Source organism: Streptomyces sp. NPDC007896, from assembly GCF_042959425.1.
In the GTDB taxonomy this organism is placed as follows: Bacteria; Actinomycetota; Actinomycetes; order Streptomycetales; family Streptomycetaceae; genus Streptomyces.
In genome coordinates, this window is record NZ_JBIBKX010000018.1 from 141,309 (window position 1) to 164,602 (window position 23,294).

Genomic DNA, 23,294 nt, shown 5'->3' on the forward strand with positions numbered 1-23,294 from the left:
AACGAGCGGTGCGGTGAGGGCAGGGCGCTACAACAGATCGCGCAGGCTCCGGTCCCGGACCATGAGGGCTGCCCGTTTGCCGGGCAGATCGACCTCGGCGGAGAACCGGAAGCCCGCGCTCAGGAAGGCGGAGACGCAGGGGGTGTTGCGGAGGTCGGGTTCCGCGACGACGCGGGCGCAGGCCGGGCGCTTGTCCAGTACGAGGTCGGCGACGGCTCGGAGCAGGGCGGATCCGAGGCCTCGTCCCCGGTTGGCGACACCGCCGACGAGGAGGTGAAGGCCGGTGTCGTGCGGGCGGGCGGGATAGTGGCGGGCCAGGAGGTCGAGGTCCGCGCGGTAGATCTCCCAGTAGCTCATCGGAATGCCGTCCAGCACGCCGAGGCAGGGCACACTGCGGCCGTCGCCGTCGAGCTGGCGGCACAGATGTTCTTCGGCGACCGACTCGGGTCCTGCCAGCTCCCAGAACTCCGCGACGGCGGGGTCGTTCATCCAGCGGGAGACGAGCGGGAGATCACGCTCCACACGGACGGGGACCAGGTGGAAGGCGCCCACGGGAGTGGCGATCGGGCCCCAGCCACCGATGCGGTCGAGCAGGTCGTCTCCGCCGTGCGACTCGACCTCGGAGCCGAGGAGCGCGAGGAGCTCGTCGGGCAGGCGCAGGTCGAGGGTGTCCTCGTTGTCCGTGCCCGGCCCGGGGCCCGGGTCGGCGCCGAGGTCGGTGACGGGGGCGGTACCGGCGTCGGTGCTCGCATCGGTGGGAGGCACGGCGACGCTCCTCTCAGGAGACGGGGTGGGGCATGTTCCTCAGGAATGGAGGGGGTTGGCGAGGGCGACTTCCTCAGGAATGAAGGGGGTCGGCGAGGGCGACTTCGTCAGCAATGGAGGGGGTTGGCGAGGGTGACGTAGACGGACTGGGTGTCGACCGGGCCGACGAGTTCGTCGAGGCCGTGCAGCCGGGTCAGCAGGTTGGCCTTGCAGCGCAGGACGGGCGAGTCGAGGAGGTGGGCGGGCAGGGGCGTACGCAGTCGGGCCGGGCCGCAGGCCACGTCGGTGAGGAAGCGGCGGAAGGCGGCGAGCAGCAGTTGTTCGTCGGCGAGGTGCTGGGAGCCGAACGCGCCGATGATGCCGAGCACGTTGTTGATCGCCAGGTAGTAGGCGAAGCGTTCGTCGGTGACCTCGTCGCAGACGAAGGTGTCGCTGTGTTCGCCGATGCCGGGCAGCCGGGCGTCCAGTTCGGCGCGCCGGGACGCGCGGAAGTAGAAGCCCTGGTTGTCGCGGTAGCGGCCGCCCGTGGGCCAGCCCTCGGGGTCCAGCAGGAGCAGGGTGTTCTGCTGGTGTGCTTCCAGCGCGATCCCCGCCTCGCTGTCGAGCCAGAGCACAGGGCGTACGACGTGCTCCAGGTAGCGCAGGAACCACTCGGCGGCGACGGCGCCACGGGGCCTGCTGGTGCGTCCGGCGAGGCGGGTGACGATCTCGGCGAGCCGGGACCGCATCACGGGCCGGTCCTCGGATCCGCCGCGTGCGTCGGGTCGGGCGTGGGGCCGGGGAGAGACCAGCCCCGCGACACAGCCGGCGTCGTCGGTCGGCCCGAACGGGTTGTGGCGGATCATCACGTCGAGCCCGGTCAGGGGGGTGCCGTCCGGGGCGTTGACGGCGAGCCAGGCCGGGTCGCGGACGATGTCGAAACCCGGGTGGGCGGACTGCCACTGCTTGGACAGGCCGCTGCGCAGCAGACGGTGGACCTCCACGCCGCGGTGGAGCTCCTTGCGGAGGTTCTCACGGCGGGAGTTGGTGATGCGCAGACCCAGCGACAGCTTGAGCATCGCGGGGGCGCCGCAGCGGTAGAGGGTGCGGACGGAGGAGGTCGGGTGCCAGGCGGGGCCGTGCGGGCCGAGGTCCCGGAGCAGTCCGGCGTCGAGCAGGGCCGCGGTCTCGGGTCGGTGCCGGACGTCGGCCAGCTGCCAGGGGTGCAGCGGCAGGGCGGCGTACCCGTCGGGCAGGGGCAGTCCGGCTCCGGCCAGCCGCGCGGTGAGCTGCTGCGCGGGGACGGGCCGGCCGCGCTCCGTCCATGCCGAGTCGGCGGCCAGGACCGAGGGGGCGACCGCCATCCAGTGCAGCGGGAAGGAGCCGCGCAGCTCCGGTGAGTACAGCCGCGCTTCGGCCTCGGAGAGCCCTTCCCGGCTCTTCGGGGTGGGGTGCCACGGGTGCCCCAGCACCAGTGCTTGTTCGGCGGCGAGGAAGAAGTCGGGGGTGTCGGCGGGCCGTTGCCTGCGGTCGTTGATGAACACGGCGGTCCGCCGCACCGAGTCGGCGACACGGCCGACCAGGTCGGCGCCGTCCCCGGCGGGGCCGGATTCGCAAACGGGCGTCGACGTCCCCTCGGCCGTGCTCGTCGTCCCGTCGACCGTCGCCGCCTGACGCGCGAGCAGCGCCGCCACGGTGACGGCGTCGGCCGGAGGTGCCCCCTCGGGAGCGTCGGTGAGATGCGGGAGGCCGAAGCGGTGCCAGCCGGTCGGGGACCAGTGGTGGACCGGTGTCAGGAGGGACGTGCCGCTGGCCGGGAGGGGGATACGGAGGGTGCCGTCGGTGGGGGCGGGCAGGTTGTTTTCCCGTACCCAGCAGCGCAACAGGTTCTCGACCGCCGCCGCCTGGGCCGCGGTGTGGGCGGAGGGGTGCTCCAGCAGATCGGCGGTGGCGCCGCGCAGCCGCTCGGTCTCCCGGGCCCCTCCCTTCTGCCGGGGGACCGAGTCGGCCCCCGAAACCGGCGGGGTCTGCGTGCCACAGGCCGCTCGCTCGTGGGTGTCGGGACGGCCGTCGGGGGCGGGGGTGGCGTTCAAGAGAGTTCCTCGGGGTCGTTCAGGCTCGTGCGGCGACGAACCGGGGCGGTACTGGCGTGCGTGGGGCGTGGGGGGTTCCTGGTCGGTCCGGGCGGGCGGGCGGTGGTTCGGTTCGAGGGGGTGGTTCGAGCGGGGTGGTCCGAGTGAGGTCCGCGTCCCGTCCGGGGGCGGGGGCCCGTCGAGGGGGCGCCGTGCGGGCGGCCCGTGGCGGTTGCAGGTCCTATCCGGCGTGGTCACCGGACACGGAACCCCGGCCGTGCCCGGCCAGTCCCGCTCGCGCCACCGTCGCCACCGCGTCCGCCAGTCGGTCGAGCACCGCGGTCGCCTGTTCGTCGCTGATCGTCAAGGGCGGGAGGAGTCGCACCACGCTGGCGCGGCGGCCGCCCAGCTCCACGATCAGACCGCGGCGCAGGCACTCGCGCTGCACGGCGGCGGCGAGTTCGGGGGCGGCGGGCCGGGGGCCGTCGGTGGTGGTGTCCGGGGGTGTCTCGGGATCCACCAGCTCGACGCCGATCATCAGCCCGCGGCCCCGTACGTCACCGATGCAGGGGAACTCCTCGGCGAGTCGGCGGAGTTGAGTGAGCATGCGGGAGCCCAGGGTCGCCGCGCGCTCGGCCAGTCCGTTCTCGCGGACGTACGCGAGGGTCGCCGTGCCCGCGGCCATGGCCAGCTGGTTGCCGCGGAACGTGCCGGCGTGGGCGCCCGGTTGCCAGACGTCGAGGTCGTCACGGTAGACGACGACGGCCAGCGGCAAACTGCCGCCGATGGCCTTGGACAGGACCATCACGTCCGGGGTGATCCCGCTGTGTTCCACGGCCCAGAAGGCGCCGGTGCGCCCGACGCCGGTCTGGACCTCGTCCGCGATCAGGGGAATGGAGCGCGCCGCGGTGATCTCGCGCATCCGGCGCATCCAGTCGTCGGGCGCGGGAATCACCCCGCCCTCGCCCTGGACGGGTTCGAGGATCATCCCGGCGGGGTGTGGCACGCCGGACTTGGTGTCGTCGAGCAGGGACTCGGTCCAGCGCGCGGCGAGTTCGGCACCGCGCTCACCGCCGATACCGAACGGGCAGCGGTAGTCCTGGGGGTAGGGCAGGCGCGCGACCCGTACCTCGGTCGCGCCCCCGGATGCTTCGAGCGCCCCCGCGGTCATCCCGTGATAGGCACCGGTGAACGCGAGCATCCCGGTGCGTCCTGTTGCTGCGCGCACCAGTTTGAACGCGGCCTCGACGGCGTCCGTCCCGGCGGGTCCGCAGAACTGCACCCGCGCGCGGGCGGCGAACTCCGGGGGCAGCGTGCGGAACAGCTCGGTGGTGAAGGCGTCCTTGACGGGTGTGGCCAGGTCGAGGACGTGCAGTGGCGCCCCGGAGTCGAGGACTTTTCTGATCGCTTCCAGGACCACCGGGTGGTTGTGTCCCAGGGCCAGGGTGCCCGCGCCGGAGAGGCAGTCGAGGTAACGGCGCCCGTCCGCTCCCTCGATGGTCAGCCCCCGCGCCCGCACGGGGACGATCGGCAGGGCGCGCGCGTAGGTGCGGGCCGCCGACTCGCGCGCCGACTGACGCCGCAGAATCCCCTCGTGCGCCGCGCGCGCCCCCTCGGACACTCCGGGCACCGTCTCTCGCGCCCTCCCGGCCGCCCCAGGCACCCTCTCCCGCGCCCGCTCGGACGCCACGGGCACACCGTCCGGCCCCTCTCGCCCCGTCCCGGACACGCCCTCCCGCGTCTCCTCGGGCTCGCGCCCCACCGGTACCACCGCAGACTCGGTCACGGCCACGACTTCAGGTCCTCCCGCTGTCCAGAGGCGAGTTGGCAGGGGACTCTGAGCGCAGGCGGCAGGTCCCCCGTACGTACCAACGACGCGACTCGCTCGGGGAAGCGGGTGAGTCGAAGATCCTTGGGAGTGTCCGGCCCGTTGTCGTCACTCACGAGGGGCGGGAGGGGCACGCGGTCGCCCAGCGACGCGGAGACCGATGCGGAACGGGCCCGACCGGAGTGTCCATGCGCCCACCATGGGCGACCTCACTATGTCCCACCTATAACTCCCCTCACCCGGACAGCTACAGGAGCGCGATAGGCCTGGCGGTGAGTCTCCGCACGGCACCACCACGAGCACGAGCAGGGGTGGCTGCGCATCTGCCACGTACGTCAGCGGTGCGGTCAGCGTGCGACCGAGAGCCGCACCACCGTTCTGGGAGCGTGCGTCGGTTGGCACTTTCCGAGGTTCACAGCGACGTCCGCCTGCCGGTCACCGCCGCGCAGCTCGGCGCGTGGGTAGCGGGGCGGATGGAGCCCGAGAGCCCGCTGTACCAGTGCGCCGTGTACTACGACTCCGGGCCGTTCGACGCCGAGGTGCTGCGCCACGCCGTCACGCTCGCCGTGGCCGAGGGCGACACACTGCGCGCCGGTTTCGGCGGCGACGGCGAGGGTGCGTGCGTCGAGGAGGGCGGGGACCAGCCCCACAGGCGTGCGCTGAGCTGCTCGTAGGTCACCGACCGGCCGCGGGCCAGGAGCAGGGTGCCGAGCGCGGTGTGGATCTTGGTGCCGGAGAGTCTGACGGGAGTGCCGTGGGAGACCCGGCGGCGCTGTTCACTCCGGACGCCGGGCTCCCGTCCCTGGACCTCGCCGGGCTGCGGCTCATGACGGGCGGGCGGGATTCGGTCGCCCCCTCGCTCGCCGCCGCTCTCGACGACGACCTGCCGGAGCCGGTACGCCCGCCGGTCGAGAGTCACGCACGCGGCCTGGCGGCGGTCGCCGACGCGTGCGCGCGCCTCGGTCCGCAGGATCTGTCGATCGCCGCCCCCGTCGAGGTGCGCGACCTGGCATCCCGATACGCCACCGCCCTGGCCGCCGCCGCGTGCGTCGGTGTGGCCCGACATGCCCCGGAGGGCGGCTTCCTCGCCCGGCCCGAGTGGCTGGTGTCCGCGCTCACCCGGCTCGGGGGCATGGGCGCCGGACGGTCCGACGAGGTGCCCGCCGAGACGGAGGGCCCGCTCGTGGAGGAGCTGCTGGACCGCGCGGACCGCTCGGTGAGCTTCGGGCTGTCCGCACGTCCGTACCGCTGACCGCACCCGAACCGCCAAAGAACCCACGACACCTGAGGAGCAATCAGATGGACATCCGCGTTCTCGCCCCGGCCGACCTCGAGGAGATGGAGAACCGGCTCCTGGAACGCCTCGGCCAGTACCCGCCCGACCAGCAGGAGCCGGTCGACCCGCACCGGGAACTCGGCGAGTTAAGGTCTGGACTCCATAGTGGTGGTGGCCTTCGCCGCCGATGTCGAGGACCGGCTCGCGATCAGCGTCGACCCCACGGCCGTGTGGGACCACCCGACGATCCTGGCGAGCCGCTCTACAGGCTTCCTACGGCGGCCGCCGCCCGGCCCCGTGCAGGCCGCGCACGAAAGCAGATCTCGGCCATGGGTGATCGCATCCCTGGATGCCGGCCGGATCAGGCAGCCCGTAGCGAAACCGTTGCCGTTCCGGAGGATGTCCCCCACAGCGAGCGCATAGTGTGTGGTGCCGTTCAGAGACACCGAACGATGCACCTGTGTCCCGCACCCAGGGACTCCGGATCGGCGGATCCTGACAGGTTCTCTTACGTCCAGGGGGAGTTACACCATGCGATCCACACGCCCGCCCTTCGCCGCTCGTCGAGGGAGGAGCCCGCGCCGCAGAACCTCCCCCGTACTGGCCGCCGTCGGCCTGACGGCGGTGCTGGCGCTGACCGCCACCGGCTGCAACTCGGGCGACAGCAACGCGAGCGGCCAGGCCGGCGCGTCGGCGTCCCAGAGCGGCGACGACAAGATCAAGATCCCGGACGACATCAAGAACAAGCTCAAAGAGCACGGCATCGACATCGACAAGTGGAAGAACGGCGCCTGGAAGAACTGGAACAAGGACGACTGGCTGCGCGAGGCCAACGACTTCGTCAACCCCATCATCAAGGGGCTGTGGAACCCGGACCGGATGCGCGGCGCCGACGACCCGGACAAGAACAAGGGCGTCGACGAGAACGACCTCTCCGGTGACCAGGGCGTCACCGACGCCACTCCGGCGCCCGTGGCGGCGAAGGCCGTGAGCGCCGCCTATCACGACAGCGTGCCTGAGGCGGGCAAGGTGTTCTTCGACTCTCCCGAGGGCACGATGGTCTGCTCGGCGACCGTGGTCGAGGACCCCGCGCACCCGGGCAAGTCGAACCTCGTGTGGACCGCGGGCCACTGTGTGCACGCCGGCAAGAAGGGCGGCTGGTACCGCAACATCGCCTTCGTACCCTCGTACAACAACGCCGGCAGGACGTCCGCGCAGTTGCAGAACGCCGCCAGGACGGAGGTCGCTCCTTACGGCGTCTGGTGGAGCGACTGGGCGCAGACCTCGGACCAGTGGATCGCCCAGGGCGGCTCCACCGGCGGCCAGGGCGCGTCGTACGACTACGCGGTCCTGCATGTGACGCCGGAGAAGGGCAGCAACGGCAAGTCCCTTGAAGAGACGGTCGGTTCGGCGCTCCCGGTGAACTTCAACGCCCCGGCCGTGCCCAAGGTCACGAGCATCACGGCGACCGGTTACCCGGCGGCGGCGCCGTTCGACGGGCAGAAGCTCTACCAGTGCACCGACAGGCCCGGCCGGCTGTCGATCGCCAAGGCGGACCCGACGATGTACCGCATCGGGTGCACCATGACCGGTGGTTCGTCCGGCGGCGGCTGGGTGGCGACCGGGTCGGACGGCAAGCCCGCCCTGGTGTCCAACACCTCGATCGGCCCGGTCAGCGCGGGCTGGCTGGCGGGTCCGCACCTGGGTGCGGTCGCCAAGGGTGTGTACGACTCGGTGAGCAAGAAGTTCGCGAGCCAGTGAGACGACGACGCGCGGGCCGGTGACCCGGCGGACCTGACAGGGCTCGCACACGGGCCGCACGGGCGCCGGTGGGGTGGCGCACAGGAACCTTCACCACTCCACCGGCGTTCGTCCTCAATTGCCCGGGCATAGTGAGGTGTCAGCACTTCAACGGGGGTTACACCAGTGGAAGAACGCCGGCTGGAAGAACTGGGACAAGGACAAGTGGCTCAGTGAGGCCAGGGACTTCGTCAACCCGGTGATCGCGGGGCTGTGGAAGCCCGCGCGCATGAAGTCCGCCAAGGACCCCGACAAGACGATCTCGGCGAAGGACGCGGCGGCCGACCAGGGCGTCAGCGACCCGGATCCGGCGCCGGTCGAGGCCACGGCGGAGAAGACCCCGTACCACGACCACGCCGCCCCGGTCGGGAAGGTCTTCTTCGACTCCCCCGAGGGCTCGATGGTCTGCTCCGGGACCGTCGTCAAGGACGTCAACCACCCGGGCAAGTCCAACCTGGTGTGGACGGCGGGCCACTGTGTGCACGCCGGCGGCAAGGGCGGCTGGTACCGCAACATCGCCTTCGTGCCCGCGTACAACGACCAGGGCAGGTCCGAGTCCGAGCTGAGGAGCGCCTCCGCCGCGCAGATCGCCCCGTACGGCCAGTGGTGGGCCGACTGGGCCTCCACCTCGAACCAGTGGATCGCGGGCGGCGACGAGACGGGCGGCGCGGGCGCCCCGTACGACTACGCGCTCCTGCACGTGAAGCCGGAGCAGGGCTCGAAGTCCCTGGAGGAGACGGTCGGCAACGCGCTGGACGTGGACTTCTCGGCACCCTCCGCCCGGGACGTCAGCACGATGGGCGCCTGGGGCTACCCGGCCGCGCCGCCGTACAGCGGTCTGAAGATGTTCAAGTGCGTCGACCGGCCGGGCCGGCTGTCGCTGAGCCCGGGCCTGCCGACGATGTACCGCATCGGCTGCACCATGACCGGCGGTTCCTCCGGCGGCGGCTGGTTCCGGGTCGTCGACGGCAAGGCCGAGCTGGTCTCGAACACCTCGATCGGCCCGGCCGACAACACCTGGCTCGCCGGGCCGCAGCTCGGCAAGGGCGCGCAGGCGCTCTACGAGAACATGAGCAAGCGGTACGACGGACAGTAGGCGCCGCGCTCACCCGGCCATGGCGAAGGCCCGGCCGCGCTCACCCGGCCACGGCGAAGGCCCGGCCGCGCTCACCCGGCCACGGCGAAGGCCCGCCCCCTGCGAGAGGGGGCGGGCCTTCGTACGTCGCTGCGGGCGGCAACGAGAGAGTCAGAGCGCGACCGGCGCCGGAACGTACGGCGTGAGGTCAGCCGCCAGTTCCTCGTGCACCCGCACCTTGAGCAGGGTGCCCTCCGGGGTGTGCTCCTCGGAGATCACCTCGCCCTCGGAGTGGGCGCGGGCGACCAGCCTGCCGTGCGTGTACGGCACGAGCGCCTCGATCTCGACCGAGGGGCGGGGCAGCTCGTTGTCGATGAGCGCGAGCAGCTGGTCGATGTTCATCCCGGTGCGGGCCGAGACCGCGATGGAACGCTTCTCGATCCGCATCAGCCGCTGGAGGACCAGCGGGTCGGCCGCGTCCGCCTTGTTGATCACCACGATCTCGGGCACTTCGGTCGCACCGACGTCGCGGATGACCTCGCGCACGGCGGCCAGCTGCTCCTCCGGCGCCGGGTGCGAGCCGTCCACCACGTGCAGGATCAGGTCGGAGTCGCCGACCTCCTCCATCGTGGAGCGGAACGCCTCGACGAGGTGGTGCGGCAGGTGGCGTACGAACCCGACCGTGTCGGCCAGGGTGTACAGCCGCCCGCTCGGGGTCTCGGCCCGGCGCACGGTCGGGTCGAGGGTCGCGAACAGCGCGTTCTCGACGAGCACGCCCGCGCCGGTGAGGCGGTTGAGCAGGGAGGACTTGCCCGCGTTGGTGTACCCGGCGATGGCGACCGAGGGCACCTTGTTCCTGCGGCGCTCCTGGCGCTTGATCTCGCGACCGGTCTTCATGTCCGCGATCTCCCGGCGCATCTTCGCCATCTTCTCGCGAATCCGACGCCGGTCCGTCTCGATCTTGGTCTCACCGGGACCACGGGTGGCGAGGCCGCCGCCCTTGCCGCCGCCCATCTGACGGGACAGCGACTGACCCCAGCCGCGCAGCCTCGGCAGCATGTACTGCATCTGCGCGAGCGCGACCTGCGCCTTGCCCTCTCGGGACTTGGCGTGCTGGGCGAAGATGTCCAGGATCAGGGCCGTACGATCGATGACCTTGACCTTGACGACGTCCTCGAGGTGGATCAGCTGGCCGGGGCTCAGCTCACCGTCGCAGATCACGGTGTCGGCGCCGGACTCCAGGACGATGTCCCGCAGCTCGTTGGCCTTGCCGGATCCGATGTACGTGGCCGCGTCGGGCTTGTCACGGCGCTGGACGAGGCCGTCGAGCACGAGTGCGCCCGCGGTCTCCGCGAGGGCTGCCAGCTCGGCGAGGGAGTTGTCCGCGTCCTGAATGGTTCCCGTGGTCCACACACCGACGAGGACGACGCGCTCCAGACGGAGCTGTCGGTACTCGACCTCGGTGACGTCCTCGAGCTCGGTGGAGAGGCCCGCCACACGGCGCAGGGCCGCGCGCTCCGAGCGGTCGAACTGCTCGCCGTCCCGCTCTCCGTCGATCTCGTGGCTCCAGGCGACGTCCTCTTCCATCAGGGCATCGGCCCGAAGACCTTCGGGGTAGTTCTGCGCGAGGCTCTGCGCGTCCTGGGAAGGGGAAGAAGAGGAGGTCATTGGATCCTTACGTCGATGGGGACACCGATACGTCACTGGAGGTATCGATGGCGTCACTGGTGAAACCTGTTCGGCGACGGACACCGCCCGTCACAAGCAAGAACGTCCGGGACCACCGGGAGATTCCCGGATTGCGCCGGGCCAACCCTCCGCGGGGCCACGCCGCCGACCTGATGATGGTCGCACGGCACGTCCCGTCTCGTCACCCGAGTTCTCAGGCGCCTTTGCGCGCCTTCGGGGCGTCGCTCTTCCAGTCCGGGTGCCCGGGCATCGGCGGCGTCTTCGTGTCGTAGAGCCAGGTCCGGAAGAACCCGCTCAGGTCACGGTTCGCGAGATCGGACGCGAGCCGCTCGAAGTCCGCGGTCGTGGCCGTGCCATCCCGGTGAAGGGCGACCCAGGCGCGCTCCAGGCGCTCGAAGGCGGGGTGTCCGATCTCCTGGCGCAGTGCGTACAGGGCGAGCGCGGCCCCGTCGTAGACGCTCGGCCGGAAGATGCTGATCTTCTGCCCAGGGGAGGGCGCCTTGGGCGCCGCGGGCGGCCCTCCGGCGGCCCGCCAGGAGTCGGAGGCGCGGTAGGCCGCCTTCATGCGGGTCTCCATGGGCTTGTCCGCCTTCTCCTCCGCGTACAGGGCCTCGTACCAGGTCGCGTGTCCCTCGTTGAGCCACACGTCGGACCAGGCGCGGGGGCTGACGCTGTCGCCGAACCACTGGTGCGACAGCTCGTGCACCATGATCGACTCGACGTACCACTTCGGCAGCGCGGGCTCCGTGAAGAGCCCTCTCTCGAAGAGGGAGAGTGTCTGCGTCTCCAGCTCGAAACCGGTCTGCGCCTCGGCCATCAGCAGCCCGTAGGTCTCGAAGGGGTACGGGCCGACCTTGCTCTCCATCCAGGCGATCTGGTCGGGCGTCTTCTTGAGCCACGGTTCGAGCAGCTTGCTGTCCTTGGTGGGCACGACGTCGCGGACCGGCAGGCCGTGCGGACCCTCGCGGTGCAGCACGCTGGAGCGGCCGATGGACACCTGGGTGAGTTCGGTGGCCATGGGGTGCGCGGTGCGGTACGTCCACGTGGTGGACTTGCCGGCGCGGTCGACCCCGCTGGGCAGTCCGTTGGCCACGGCCGTGTACCCGTCGGGCACGGTGACGTGGATGGTGAACATCGCCTTGTCCGAGGGGTGGTCGTTGCACGGGAAGACCATGTGCCCGGCGTCGGCCTGGTTGGCCATGGCGAGGCCGTCCTTCGTCCGCACCCAGCCGCCGTCCCCGCTCCCGGTGTTGACCGGGTCGCTCGAGTGCCGCACGGTGATCCGCATCCAGCCGCCCGCGGGCACCGGATCCCTGGGCGTCACCACCAGGTCCTCCCCGGCGTTCGTGAACGTCGCCGGCGCGCCGTTGACCTCGACCGACTCCACCTTGCCGTGGGTGTAGTCCAGATTGACGCGCTCGAGCCGCTCGGACGTCACGGCGTCGATCGTGGTGATGGCCGCCAGCGGCCTGTCGTTGACGCCGGGGTAGGTGAAGGAGAGGTCGTACGACTTGACGTCGTACCCGGGATTGCCCAGGTACGGGAAGAGGCGGTCACCGATGCCGAGGGGCGTGGCCGGGGACGGGGCGCTCGCGGCGACGAGACAGACCGAGACGGCTGAGGCGAGGAGCGCCCCCTGGATACGACGGTTCCTGGTGCGGGGGGTGAGCAGCATGAACCACGGCTACCAGCGCGCACCCGCCCCACGGCGACGACTCGCGCCGGACCCACCCGATCGGGTGCTACGGCGTGGCAGCCGCCGCGTGCTGCGCCCGGCTCACGTCGTACACGCCCGGCACGTTCCGCATCGCGCGCATCAGCCCGGGAAGGTGGGCCGCGTCCGGGAGTTGGAGCGTGTACGTGTGGCGTACGCGCTGCTGGCTGGGGGGTTCGACGGTCGCCGAGACGATCGCGACGCCCTCCAGGGCGATGGCTTCGGTGAGGTCGGCCAGCAGATGCGGGCGTCCGAAGGACTCGGCGACCAGCGTGACCCGGCACTCGGTGGTGTCGCCCCAGCGCACTTCCACCTCCGCGCGCCCCGAGCTCTTCATGCGCGCCACTCCGGCGCACTCCACGCGGTGGACGGTCACCACTCCCCCGCGTACGGCGAAGCCGGTCACCTCGTCGGGCGGTACGGGCGTACAACAGCCCGCGAGGCGTACGGAGGCGCCGGGCTGGTCGACGACGGCGTTCGCGGCAGCGGGGCGGGCGGCAGGGGCGTCGGTGGGGCGGGGGGCGGATGCGTCCGTGGGGCGGGCCGTGGGTGCCTCGGCGGACGGCCTGAGGGCCGCGGCCGGGGTCTCGTGGGTCTCCGGGGCTTCCCTGGCCGCCAGGTCCTCCGTGTCGACGGGCGAGGGGTGTGCGGCCAGCCAGCGTTGGATGGCGATCCGCGCGGCGGGCGTGTGCGCGTGCTCCAGCCACTCTCTGGAGGGCTCCGAGGCGGGGTCCTGGCCCATGAGGAGCTGCACGGTGTCGCCGTCCTTCAGGACCGTACTGAGCGTCGCCAGGCGGCCGTTGACGCGGGCGCCGATGCAGGCGTGCGCGTCCTCGCCGTACTGCGCGTACGCGGCGTCCACGCAACTGGCGCCCTCCGGAAGGCCCAACGAGCCGCCGTCTGCGCGGAAGACGGTGATCTCGCGGTCCTGGGCGAGGTCTTCGCGCAGCGTGGACCAGAACGTGTCCGGGTCCGGGGCGCCCTCCTGCCAGTCGAGGAGCCGGGAGAGCCAGCCGGGGCGGGTGGGGTCCACCCGCTCGCCGTCCACCGGGCGTCCGCCGCCCGGCCGGCCCTCGGACTGCTCGTCCGACTGCTCCTCCGAAGGAGGGGCGTAGGGGTTGCCGAGTGCGATGACCCCGGCCTCGGCGACCTTGTGCATCTGGTGGGTGCGGATGAGGACTTCGGCGATCTCGCCGTCACCGCTCGCCACGGCCGTGTGCAGCGACTGGTACAGGTTGAACTTGGGGACCGCGATGAAGTCCTTGAACTCCGAGACGACCGGGGTGAGACAGGTGTGCAGTTCGCCGAGGACGCCGTAGCAGTCGGCGTCCTCGTTCACGAGCACCAGGAGACGTCCGAAGTCGGCGCCGCGCATGGGGCCGCGTTTGCGTGACACGCGGTGCACCGAGACGAAGTGCCGTGGCCTTATGAGGACTTCGGCCTGGATCCCGGCCTCGCGCAGGACCGCGCGCACCTCCTCTGCGATCTCGGCGAGCGGGTCGCTCGCGCGCGAGGCGTTGTCGACGATCAGTTCCCTGGTGTGCTCGTACTCCTCGGGGTGCAGGATCGCGAAGACGAGGTCCTCGAGCTCGGTCTTGAGCGCCTGGACTCCGAGCCGTTCGGCGAGCGGGATCAGCACGTCCCTGGTGACCTTGGCGATGCGCGCCTGTTTCTCGGGGCGCATGACGCCGAGCGTGCGCATGTTGTGCAGCCGGTCGGCGAGCTTGATCGACATCACGCGGACGTCGTTGCCGGTGGCGACGAGCATCTTGCGGAAGGTCTCGGGCTCGGCGGCCGCCCCGTAGTCCACCTTTTCCAGCTTGGTGACGCCGTCGACGAGATAGCAGACCTCGTCGCCGAACTCATCGCGTACCTGATCGAGCGTCACTTCCGTGTCCTCGACGGTGTCGTGGAGCAGGGAGGCGGTCAACGTCGTGGTCTCCGCGCCGAGTTCGGCGAGGATCAGGGTCACGGCGAGCGGATGGGTGATGTACGGCTCACCGCTTTTGCGCATCTGGCCGCGGTGCGAGGACTCCGCCAGTACGTAGGCCCGGCGCAGCGGTTCCAGGTTCGCGTCGGGGTGGTGGGCGCGGTGTGCCTCGGCCACGTGGCCGATCGCGTCGGGCAGCCGGTCGCGGGATGTGGTGCCGAGCAGCGCGGCGCGGCCGAGGCGGCGCAGATCGATCCGAGGACGGCTCTTCCTGCGGTGCGATGGGGGTACCCCCTGCTCATGGGGGTCCCCCCGCTCGAGCGAAGTCGAGAGTGGGGGAGAAGCCGAGAGCCCGGGGGAGGGCGTTGCAGGGGCTGGCGTCGCGGGGTTCGTCGCCTCCGCACTCATGGGCACCTCCGGCTGCGTAGACCGGCGGACGGGGTGCCCCATGGCGTACACGGCTCAGGGGTTGGTCCCGATTCCCCCGTCCGGGCCGGTGCTTGATGCTACCGAGCCCACCACGCCCGGCTGACCGCCTCTCGCCGAGCGTGAAACGGATCACCCATTCGAGCGAAGGTTCAGGGGGTTTACGGACGCGAGGATTTGGAAGGAACGGGGGTTACGACATCGTCCGGGACGTCCGTTCAGAACCGGACGGTGTCCAGCCACTCCGCGTCGAGCTCGCCCTCGGCGACGATCACCGCGGGGCCCGTCATCTCGATCTCGCCGTCCGGGCGCTCGGTGATCACCAGGCGGCCACCGGGCACGTCGACGGTGTACGTCGACGGAGTCCCCGTCACGGCCGGGTCGGCTCCGTCGCGGCGGGCCGCCGCGACGGCCACGGCGCACGCGCCCGTCCCGCACGAGCGGGTCTCTCCGGAGCCGCGCTCGTGGACGCGCACGGCGACGTGGTGCGGCCCCCGGTCGACCACGAATTCGACGTTCACCCCGTCCGGGTAGGCCGCGGCCGGAGCGAAGGGCGGCGGCGTGAACAGGTTGCCGGCGTGCGCGAGGTCGTCCACGAAGGCGACGGCGTGCGGGTTGCCCATATTGACGTTGCGCGCGGGCCAGCTGCGCTCGCCGACGCTCACGGTGACGTCCCCTTCGGGGAGGACCGCCTTGCCCATGCCGACGGTGATGCCGCCGTCCTTGGCGAGGTGCACGCTCTTCACGCCCCCGCGCGTGGCGACCGCGATGTCTCCCTCGGCCACATGTCCGGCACGCTGGAGGTAGCGCGCGAACACCCGCACTCCGTTGCCGCACATCTCCGCGACGGAGCCGTCGCCGTTGCGGTAGTCCATGAACCACTCCGCTTCGGCCGCCATCTCCTTGGCCTCGGGGTGCGCGGCGGACCGGACGACATGCAGCAGACCGTCGCCGCCGATGCCCGCGCGGCGGTCGCACAGGGCGGCCACGGCGGTCGGGGGCAGGTCGATGGCGTTCTCCGGGTCCGGGAGGATCACGAAGTCGTTCTCGGTCCCGTGACCCTTGAGGAAGGCGATCCGCGTGCTCATTCCTCGATCCTACGGGGTCGGTCCGACACCCCGGTCCCGGCAGGGGACCCAGGTGACGGCGGACCTCAGCGGAGGCGGGCGACGCGCCAGACGGCCAGTACCGCCACCGCCGCGACCACCACGACGTACACGAGCACGACACGCCAGTCCAGACGGCGGCCGGAGCCCCGCGGCGGCAGGCCCGGCCAGACGTAGCCGACCCGGCGGGCCGCCATCATGCCCCAGCCCGCGGCGCACGAGCAGATCAGCAGGCCGAGCATGGCGACCACCGCGCCGCCGTCACCGAACTCGAAGGCCAGCGGGAAGGCGAACATCAAGGAGCCCGTCGCGGCCAGGATCACGATCGGCGCGAGCTGCCAGATCCGCAGTCGGCGCTGCGGGCGCAGCTCGACCTCGACCTCGGGCGGCACCATCTCGTCCGGTGCCGGCCCGTCGGCGCTCACGCCGCCGGAAGACTCATCGGGCCCGTCGGAGCTCAGCGGCGCGCCGTCGGCACTCGGCCGCTCACCGTCGCCGCCCAGCCGGTCCCCGTCAGGGCCCAGGCGATCTCCGACGAAGTCCTGACGATCCAGCGGTTCCAGCGGCTTCTGCTGCTCCTGCGCGGTGTCGTGCTCCGCGTCCTGTGCGGTGTCGCGAGGGCCGGCCTCCATCGCCACGCGCCCTCCCAACTCGGACTCCACTTGGTCGATCGAAGCTCGATGATGGCACGGCGCCGAAGGCCCGGACGGCGGCCGGAGCGTCCCGATGCCATGACGTGATCAGGCTGTGACCGGTCGTTCGACCAACGCCAGCGCGAGCTGCGGGAGTTCTGTGAGATCCGCCGCAGCGCCGCTCAGCCAGTGCACCCGGGGATCGCGCCGGAACCAGGAGTCCTGACGCCGCGCGAAGCGTTTGGTGGCGCGTACGGTCTCGGCGCGCGCCTCGGCGTCGGTGCACTCCCCGGCGAGCGCCGCGAGCACCTGCTGGTACCCGAGCGCACGCGATGCCGTACGCCCCTCACGCAGTCCGTGCGCCTCCAGCGCACGCACCTCGTCGACGAGCCCCGCCTCCCACATACGGTCGACGCGGCGCGCGATGCGGTCGTCGAGCTCGGGGCGCGCGACGTCGACGCCGATCTGCAGGGTGTCGTAGACGGAGTCGTGACCGGGGAGGTTGGCGGTGAAGGGCTTTCCGGTGATCTCGATGACCTCGAGGGCACGGACGATACGGCGGCCGTTGCTGGGCAGGATCGCGTGCGCGGCCTCCGGATCGGCCATGGCCAGACGCGCGTGCAGCGCTCCGGAGCCACGCAGCGTGAGCTCCTCCTCCAGCCGGGCCCGCACCTCGGGGTCGGTGCCGGGGAACTCCAGATTGTCGACGGCCCCACGGACGTACAGCCCGGAGCCGCCCACCAGGATCGGCCAGCGGCCCTCGGCGAGCAGTGCGTCGATGTGGGCGCGGGCGAGCCGCTGGTACTCGGCGACGCTGGCCGTGACGGTCACGTCCCAGATGTCCAGGAGATGGTGCGGGATCCCGCCGCGCTCCTGCGGCGTCAGCTTGGCGGTACCGATGTCCATCCCTCTGTACAACTGCATGGAGTCGGCGTTGACGACCTCACCGCCGAGCCGTTGGGCGAGGTAAACGCCCAGATCGGACTTTCCTGCGGCGGTCGGTCCTACGACGGCGATGACCCGGGGGGCGGGGGGTGCGCTACTCACCGCCACAGTCTCGCAAACCTCGGGGCCTCTCCTCGAACGAGCTACGTGACGCCACGGGCCCCGGGTCGTTGCCTGTTGCGAGGTTCCAGCCGCCGGTTTTCGAGAGCCGGTGACCCGTGCGACGCAATGGGACGCACCGGGTGACGCGGGATTTCGCCCTCACGAGTAACGTATGGAGTGGATATGGGCGTTTTTGCACGACTTCTTGGAAGGTCGAAGGCTACGGAGGAGGCGTCAACCGCCGCGGTGGAGGCCGACACACAAACGGCCGATACCGAGGCGGAGGTGACGGAGGAGGCGAAGGGTTCGCCCGAGAAGTCCGAAGGCTCCGCGAGCCCGGCCGGCTCCGCGGGCGAAGACGGGGCCGCCGCGACGGAGCCCGCGGGGTCCGCCGCGTCGGACGATGTCGAGATCCCCCAGCAGCAGACCGCAGAGAAGGCCGCGGACAACGAGGCCGGCGAAGGCGCCCGCACGTAACTGTCCCGCGAGGGAAGGTGGACCATGAGTCTCCTGGACAATTTGAAAGCCAAGCTGGCACCCGCCAAGGACAAGGTCTCGGACCTCGCGCAACAGCACGGGGACAAGGTCACCCACGGTCTCGACAAGGCCGCGAAGGTGGTCGACGAAAAGACCAAGGGCAAGTACAGCGACAAGATCCAGACGGGCACGGGCAAGGCGAAGGGCGCCATGGACCGACTCGCGCACAAGGAAACCGACGGCGCCACGCCGCCGCCGGACGTGCCCCCACCGCCTCCGGCGCCCTGACGGGCACATATCGGCACATATCAGCACGCGTCACACATCGGCGGACGGCCGCGGAGCACACCGGGCTCCCGGCCGTCCGCCGTGTCCGGGCCGCCGTATCGGGGCTCGACTCTGTCGGCCGGCGGCTTTCCGGGCGGAGTCCTAGGAACCCCAGGAACCCTAGGACCAGGCCGCCACCATGTACCCGACCCCGTACGGCGCGTCCTCGTACAGCAGGGCGCCGCCCAGGTCCGCACCCTCGGCCGCGCCCGCGAGTACCTGCCAAGGGGCCCGCCCGGAGGCCTTCAGTTCGTACGCCAGCTCGGCGTCCAGCGCCTTCAGGGCCGCCACGTCCGCCGCGCCCAGCGCCCTCGCGACCTCCGCGTCGAAGCCCGCCGCGCGTTCGTCGAGATAGCCGGGTGCCTTGAGCGTCCGGCACGCGCTGGCGTCGCCCATCACCAGCAGGGCCACCCGGTCGGCCCGCGTGACGATCTCCGCCCCGGCCCGGACACAGCGCCCTGCCTCGAGAGGTTCGCCCACCCCGAGGCCTTCGACGGGGGCGTCGGACCAGCCTGTGCGCTCCAGCAGCCAGGCGGCGACGGCGAGCGAGGGCGGAAGCGGGCGCTCCGGCGCCCCGGCAAGCGACACCCCTCCCCCTAGGCGTACGTCGAGGTCCACACCGAACCCGCGGAACGAGCCCGGCGCCCCCTCCGGAAACGGCCCGCGCCCGCTCTGTTCGGCGGGCCCGACGACGACCAGCAGGTCGGGGCGCGAGGCGGCCAGCACCCCCAGAGCGTCCGTGCAGGCCGCGCGCGCGGCGGTCAGTTCCGGTGCCGCACCGGCGGCGACCTCGGGGACGAGCAGCGGCGGACAGGGGCAGACTGCGGCGGCTACAAGCATGATCGGCAGCGTAGCCCCGCCCGGCCGCTCCCGGAGCCCCCGCCCGGGGTCAGTCGCAGCCGCACCCGCTGCCGGTGGCGACCGGCAGCGGCTCCGGGGCACCGATCCTCGGCAGCCCCAGCATCACACCGGCGGGCTTCGGCGCCTCGGCCGCGTTGCGCTTCTCCCAGGCATCCCCCGCGCGCGTGCGGCGCACGTCCAGGACGGCGCCCTCGGCGAGCAGGTGGTGCGGGGCGGCGTAGGTGATCTCGACGGTGACCACGTCACCGGGGCGCACTTCCTGGTCGGGCTTGGTGAAGTGGACCAGGCGGTTGTCGGGGGCACGGCCGGAGAGGCGGTGGGTGGCGCCGTCCTTGCGGCCCTCGCCCTCGGCGACCATCAGCTCCAGAGTGCGGCCGACCTGCTTCTTGTTCTCGTCCCAGGAGATCTCCTCCTGGAGGGCGACGAGACGCTCGTAGCGCGCCTGGACGACCTCCTTGGGGATCTGGTTCTCCATGGTGGCGGCCGGGGTGCCGGGGCGCTTGGAGTACTGGAACGTGAAAGCCGCCGAGAAGCGCGCCTCCCGCGCCACGTGCATAGTCTGCTCGAAGTCCTCCTCGGTCTCTCCGGGGAAGCCCACGATGATGTCGGTGGTGATGGCGGCGTGCGGAATGGCGGCACGCACCTTCTCGATGATCCCGAGGTAGCGGTCCTGTCGGTAGGACCGGCGCATCGCCTTCAGGACCGGGTCCGAACCGGACTGCAGCGGCATGTGCAGCTGCGGCATCACGTTCGGCGTCTCGGCCATGGCGGCGATGACGTCGTCGGTGAAGTCACGGGGGTGCGGGGAGGTGAACCGGACCCGCTCCAGGCCCTCGATCTGCCCGCAGGCCCTCAGCAGCTTGCTGAACGCCTCGCGGTCGCCGATGTCGCTGCCGTACGCGTTGACGTTCTGCCCGAGCAGCGTGATCTCGGAGACGCCCTCGCCGACCAGTGCCTCGATCTCGGCGAGGATGTCGCCGGTCCTGCGGTCCTTCTCCTTGCCGCGCAGCGCCGGGACGATGCAGAAGGTGCAGGTGTTGTTGCAGCCCACAGAGATGGAGACCCAGGCCGCGTACGCGCTCTCGCGGCGGGTCGGCAGCGTGGACGGGAACGCCTCCAGCGACTCCGCGATCTCGACCTGCGCCTCTTCCTGTACGCGGGCGCGCTCCAGGAGGACCGGCAGCTTGCCGATGTTGTGCGTACCGAAGACGACGTCCACCCAGGGCGCCTTCTTCACGATGGTGTCGCGGTCCTTCTGGGCCAGGCAGCCGCCGACGGCGATCTGCATCCCGGGGCGCTTCGTCTTCATCGGCGCGAGGCGGCCGAGGTTGCCGTACAGCCTGTTGTCGGCGTTCTCCCGGACGGCGCAGGTGTTGAAGACGACGACGTCCGCGTCGCCGTCGGACCCCTCGGGCGCGCGCACGTAACCGGCGCCTTCGAGGAGCCCGGAGAGCCGTTCGGAGTCGTGGACGTTCATCTGGCACCCGTAGGTGCGCACCTCATAGGTCTTGGGTTCCTGAACGTCCACTGCCTGACTCCGGTCGCTGCTGCTGGTCATGGCTCAAGGGTAGGCGGTTCCGGGAGAGCCCCCGCCCGAGGGTTTCGAGGAGCGGGCCGGGCCCGACCACGAGGTCGGCAGCCGTCCCCGCCGGGCCGAGGGGGCCCGTGATGCAATGGGGCACCACAGAACGGATCTCGGGGTGGAGTGGGGCGTGTTGAGCGACGATGGGGCCGATGCGGGGAGTTTCCAGCCTCTGGAGGACGGCGATCCTCGGGTCGTCGGCGGCTACCGGCTGGTGGCACGGCTCGGGTCCGGGGGCATGGGACGGGTCTATCTCTCGCACACGCCGGGCGGGCGGGCCGTCGCGGTCAAGGTGATCCGGCCGGAGCTGGCCGAGAACGCCGAGTTCCGCAAGCGGTTCCAGGCCGAGGTGGCCGCCGCGAGCCGGGTGCACGGGCTCTACACGGCTCCGGTCGTGGACAGCGACACCGGGGGATCGATGCCGTGGTGTGCGACCGCCTATGTGCCGGGGCCTTCCCTCGCCGACGCGGTACGCGATCACGGTCCGCTGCCCGTCGACACCGTGCTGCGGCTGATCGCCGGTGTCGCGGAGGCCCTGCAGGCGGTGCACCGCGAGGGCATCGTGCACCGGGACCTCAAGCCGTCGAACGTGCTGCTCGCCGCGGACGGCCCGCGGGTCATCGACTTCGGTGTCGCGCGGGCCGCGGACGCCACGTCGGTGACGATGAGCGGCACGGCTCTTGGAACCGTCGCCTACATGGCGCCGGAGCAGGTGCTCGGCGGGGATGCCATGCCGTCGGCCGACGTGTTCGCACTGGGTCAGACCGCGGTGTTCGCGGCGACGGGCGGCGGCGCCTTCGGGGACGGGGATCCGCACGCGGTGCTCTACCGGGTGGTGCACGAGGAGCCCGATCTCAGCCGCGTACCGGTGGAGATACGGGAGTTGGTGGCACGGTGTCTGCGCAAGCCCGCCGCCGAGCGGCCTTCCGTCGAGGAGGTCATACGCTCCGTCCAGACGATCCAGGCGGATCTCGGTGCCGAAGCGCGGTCCGCGTCCGGGGCGTGGCTGTCGGGCGAACTGGCGGCGGGTATCGCGGCTCGGTCCGAAGGGGCGAATCTGGCCCGGGCGGAGGCGGTTCCGGACACTCACACTTCCGGAGCTTCGGGGGCTTCGGGGGCTTCGGGGGCTTCGGGGGCTTCGGGGGCTTCGGGGGCTTCGGGGGCTTCGGGAGTTTCGGGGGCTTCGGGGGCGTCCGGTGCCTCGGGGGCTTTCGGACCCGCTGGATCCGGCGCCTTCGGACCCGCCGGTCCGGCCGGTCCGGCCGGTCCGGCCGGTCCCGGCGCTTTCGGGCCTCCGATGGCCTACTCCCCCACCGCGCCGTCCCATGCCACGCCGTCCCACGCCGCGCTGCCCGGGCCCTTCGTGATGGGGCCAGGGGCCGCGCCGGGTCCGTACGCTCCGCATCCCTGGCCGCAGCCGCAGGAGCCGGACGCCGCCCGGACCTCCGCGGTGGGCACGGGCGCCAAGGGCCGCAAGGCCCGGGGCTGGGTATGGGCGGCAGCCGCGGTCGTACTCGTCGCCGGTGGCGCGGCCGCCGCGCTGCTGCTCGTCCCGGGGAACGGCGACAAGAACGACAGCCGGGCGCAGGACGTGGCCGCGTCGCAGTCGGCCACGGCCGCCGAGGCTTCTTCGCCGTCGGCGTCCCGCTCCCCGTCCCCCCGGGCCTCGAAGAAGCCCAAGACGGCCGAGTCCGCTCTGCCGCCCGGCCCTTCGGGGCCCCCGACGCCCACGCGGACCGCTGCCTCGGCTCCCCCGACCGCCGCGTCCAGCAAACCCGCGGCCCCGACGGCCCCCGTCCCGGTGACGTACGCCGGGATCCGGATGACCGCGAGCCACGACCTGTATCTCGCGGACACTCCGGTGCAGTCCAAGGCGGACACCGGGACCTCCGACGAGGATCTGACGTACGCCGTCTACTCCTCGGGGGCGGTCCTCGCCCCCGGCACCGACTCCGGCAGCTCCCTCGCCCTGCTGCCCGTGGGGCGGCTGGGGAGCCTGGACGCGTGCAAGGCGGCGACCGGCTACAAGAGCTACATCTGGGTCAAGGACCTCACCGTCGGCCAGCAGATGTGCGTGGTCAGCGGGACGGGGCACGTGGGGCTCGTGACGTATCGGGGTTCGTCCGGGACGACGTACGCCACCTTGGACGTGAAGGTCTGGCGCAACGCGGCCTAGGAGCAGCCCTCGTCCCGGATGGCCCCCTTCCCGCACGGACCTCTTCCCTCACGGACCTCTTCCCTCACGGGCCGAGGATGCCCGCACCCGGACGTCGCACCATGAAGACGTCGATCGGGTCCTGAACCTCCACGGTGAACCCGTGGCGCTCGTAGAGCCGCCGGGCGGCGCTGCCCTGCAGAACATTCAGACGGACGGGCATGCCGTCGGCGTCGGTGCGGTCCAGCAGGGTGCTCAGGACGGCCGAACCGAGCCCCCGGCCCTGCAGGCCCGGAACGAGATAGAAGTGCTCCAGCCACAGCCCGTCCTCGGCCGGCCTCAGCGTGACGCAGCCCGCGAAGTCGCCGTCGGCGATGACGACCGACGTGTGCCCCGGGGAGAAGGATTCCCGCAGCCGCCGGCGGACCCGGCGCTCGTCGAACCGGCCCAGCCGCTCCAGGTCCGGGCGCATCACCGTCGCCCGCAGCTCGGCGATCACCTCGACATCCGCCTGCTCCGCGGAGCGCAGCGCCCATTCCATGGAACGGTCCGA

General features: G+C 71.7%; 20 protein-coding genes. 8 read left to right on the forward strand and 12 right to left on the reverse strand.

From position 1 onward, the window contains the following. Positions 1–27: 27 nt before the first annotated feature. From ACFZDJ_RS42870 to ACFZDJ_RS42880, 3 genes are all read right to left on the reverse strand, one after another. Positions 28–765: a GNAT family N-acetyltransferase gene (locus tag ACFZDJ_RS42870; protein ID WP_384915711.1), complete on the reverse strand. Its 738-nt coding sequence runs from the start codon at positions 763–765 to the stop codon at positions 28–30. Between the two features lie 107 nt (positions 766–872). Then, positions 873–2,837, reverse strand: coding sequence for an IucA/IucC family protein (locus tag ACFZDJ_RS42875; RefSeq protein ID WP_391067465.1), 1,965 nt, complete (start codon positions 2,835–2,837; stop codon positions 873–875). Between the two features lie 220 nt (positions 2,838–3,057). Further along, positions 3,058–4,479: a diaminobutyrate--2-oxoglutarate transaminase family protein gene (locus ACFZDJ_RS42880; protein WP_391067535.1), complete on the reverse strand. Its 1,422-nt coding sequence runs from the start codon at positions 4,477–4,479 to the stop codon at positions 3,058–3,060. Positions 4,480–5,039: 560 nt separating this feature from the next. Between ACFZDJ_RS42880 and ACFZDJ_RS42885 the strand changes: the two genes are divergently transcribed. The 5 genes from ACFZDJ_RS42885 to ACFZDJ_RS42905 all read left to right on the forward strand — a co-directional run bounded on the left by ACFZDJ_RS42885 (position 5,040) and on the right by ACFZDJ_RS42905 (position 8,816). Then, the gene (locus ACFZDJ_RS42885; protein ID WP_391067468.1) at positions 5,040–5,318 is read left to right on the forward strand and encodes a hypothetical protein; all 279 of its coding nucleotides are present in this window, start codon (positions 5,040–5,042) and stop codon (positions 5,316–5,318) included. A gap of 80 nt (positions 5,319–5,398) precedes the next feature. Next, positions 5,399–5,896 carry a hypothetical protein gene (locus ACFZDJ_RS42890; RefSeq protein WP_390936420.1) on the forward strand — a complete coding sequence of 166 codons (498 nt, stop codon included), beginning with the start codon at positions 5,399–5,401 and terminating at the stop codon, positions 5,894–5,896. A 195-nt stretch (positions 5,897–6,091) separates the two neighbouring features. Beyond that, positions 6,092–6,343: a hypothetical protein gene (locus ACFZDJ_RS42895; protein ID WP_391067538.1), complete on the forward strand. Its 252-nt coding sequence runs from the start codon at positions 6,092–6,094 to the stop codon at positions 6,341–6,343. 108 nt (positions 6,344–6,451) lie between these two features. After that, on the forward strand, positions 6,452–7,681 hold the full coding sequence (locus ACFZDJ_RS42900; protein ID WP_391067471.1) for a trypsin-like serine peptidase: 1,230 nt from the start codon (positions 6,452–6,454) through the stop codon (positions 7,679–7,681). A 136-nt stretch (positions 7,682–7,817) separates the two neighbouring features. Next, a complete protein-coding gene (locus ACFZDJ_RS42905; RefSeq protein WP_391067474.1) occupies positions 7,818–8,816 on the forward strand; it encodes a trypsin-like serine peptidase in 999 nt (332 codons plus the stop codon). Between the two features lie 150 nt (positions 8,817–8,966). On the opposite strand, the gene hflX is transcribed toward ACFZDJ_RS42905, so the two are convergent. The 6 genes from hflX to miaA form a co-directional block, all read right to left on the reverse strand. Further along, positions 8,967–10,463, reverse strand: coding sequence for a GTPase HflX (gene hflX / locus ACFZDJ_RS42910; RefSeq protein ID WP_390936428.1), 1,497 nt, complete (start codon positions 10,461–10,463; stop codon positions 8,967–8,969). Positions 10,464–10,677: 214 nt separating this feature from the next. Then, the gene (locus ACFZDJ_RS42915; RefSeq protein ID WP_391067476.1) at positions 10,678–12,159 is read right to left on the reverse strand and encodes a M1 family aminopeptidase; all 1,482 of its coding nucleotides are present in this window, start codon (positions 12,157–12,159) and stop codon (positions 10,678–10,680) included. Positions 12,160–12,226: 67 nt separating this feature from the next. Next, complete coding sequence (locus ACFZDJ_RS42920) at positions 12,227–14,536, reverse strand: HD domain-containing protein (protein ID WP_391067479.1); 2,310 nt, start codon at positions 14,534–14,536, stop codon at positions 12,227–12,229. Positions 14,537–14,772: 236 nt separating this feature from the next. After that, positions 14,773–15,642, reverse strand: coding sequence for a diaminopimelate epimerase (dapF, locus tag ACFZDJ_RS42925; protein ID WP_168511853.1), 870 nt, complete (start codon positions 15,640–15,642; stop codon positions 14,773–14,775). A 65-nt stretch (positions 15,643–15,707) separates the two neighbouring features. Next, positions 15,708–16,292 carry a hypothetical protein gene (locus tag ACFZDJ_RS42930; protein WP_391067541.1) on the reverse strand — a complete coding sequence of 195 codons (585 nt, stop codon included), beginning with the start codon at positions 16,290–16,292 and terminating at the stop codon, positions 15,708–15,710. A 108-nt stretch (positions 16,293–16,400) separates the two neighbouring features. Then, a complete protein-coding gene (gene miaA / locus ACFZDJ_RS42935) occupies positions 16,401–17,339 on the reverse strand; it encodes a tRNA (adenosine(37)-N6)-dimethylallyltransferase MiaA (protein WP_384915689.1) in 939 nt (312 codons plus the stop codon). A gap of 285 nt (positions 17,340–17,624) precedes the next feature. Here miaA and ACFZDJ_RS42940 point away from each other — a divergent pair, with 285 nt between their 5' ends. Continuing rightward, entirely contained in the window at positions 17,625–17,816 is a 192-nt protein-coding gene (locus ACFZDJ_RS42940; protein ID WP_391067481.1) for a gliding motility protein, read from the forward strand. A 24-nt stretch (positions 17,817–17,840) separates the two neighbouring features. Continuing rightward, positions 17,841–18,104 carry an antitoxin gene (locus ACFZDJ_RS42945; protein WP_099943665.1) on the forward strand — a complete coding sequence of 88 codons (264 nt, stop codon included), beginning with the start codon at positions 17,841–17,843 and terminating at the stop codon, positions 18,102–18,104. Positions 18,105–18,263: 159 nt separating this feature from the next. On the opposite strand, the gene ACFZDJ_RS42950 is transcribed toward ACFZDJ_RS42945, so the two are convergent. Then, complete coding sequence (locus tag ACFZDJ_RS42950) at positions 18,264–18,983, reverse strand: class III extradiol dioxygenase subunit B-like domain-containing protein (protein WP_390936437.1); 720 nt, start codon at positions 18,981–18,983, stop codon at positions 18,264–18,266. A gap of 49 nt (positions 18,984–19,032) precedes the next feature. Continuing rightward, the gene (gene miaB / locus ACFZDJ_RS42955; RefSeq protein WP_389602078.1) at positions 19,033–20,562 is read right to left on the reverse strand and encodes a tRNA (N6-isopentenyl adenosine(37)-C2)-methylthiotransferase MiaB; all 1,530 of its coding nucleotides are present in this window, start codon (positions 20,560–20,562) and stop codon (positions 19,033–19,035) included. Between the two features lie 154 nt (positions 20,563–20,716). On the opposite strand from miaB, the gene ACFZDJ_RS42960 reads away from it, so the two are divergent. Then, positions 20,717–22,762 (forward strand): protein kinase, encoded by a 2,046-nt coding sequence (locus ACFZDJ_RS42960; RefSeq protein WP_391067484.1) that lies wholly within the window; start codon positions 20,717–20,719, stop codon positions 22,760–22,762. A gap of 64 nt (positions 22,763–22,826) precedes the next feature. On the opposite strand, the gene ACFZDJ_RS42965 is transcribed toward ACFZDJ_RS42960, so the two are convergent. Next, entirely contained in the window at positions 22,827–23,282 is a 456-nt protein-coding gene (locus ACFZDJ_RS42965) for a GNAT family N-acetyltransferase (protein ID WP_168517900.1), read from the reverse strand. Positions 23,283–23,294: the final 12 nt, after the last annotated feature.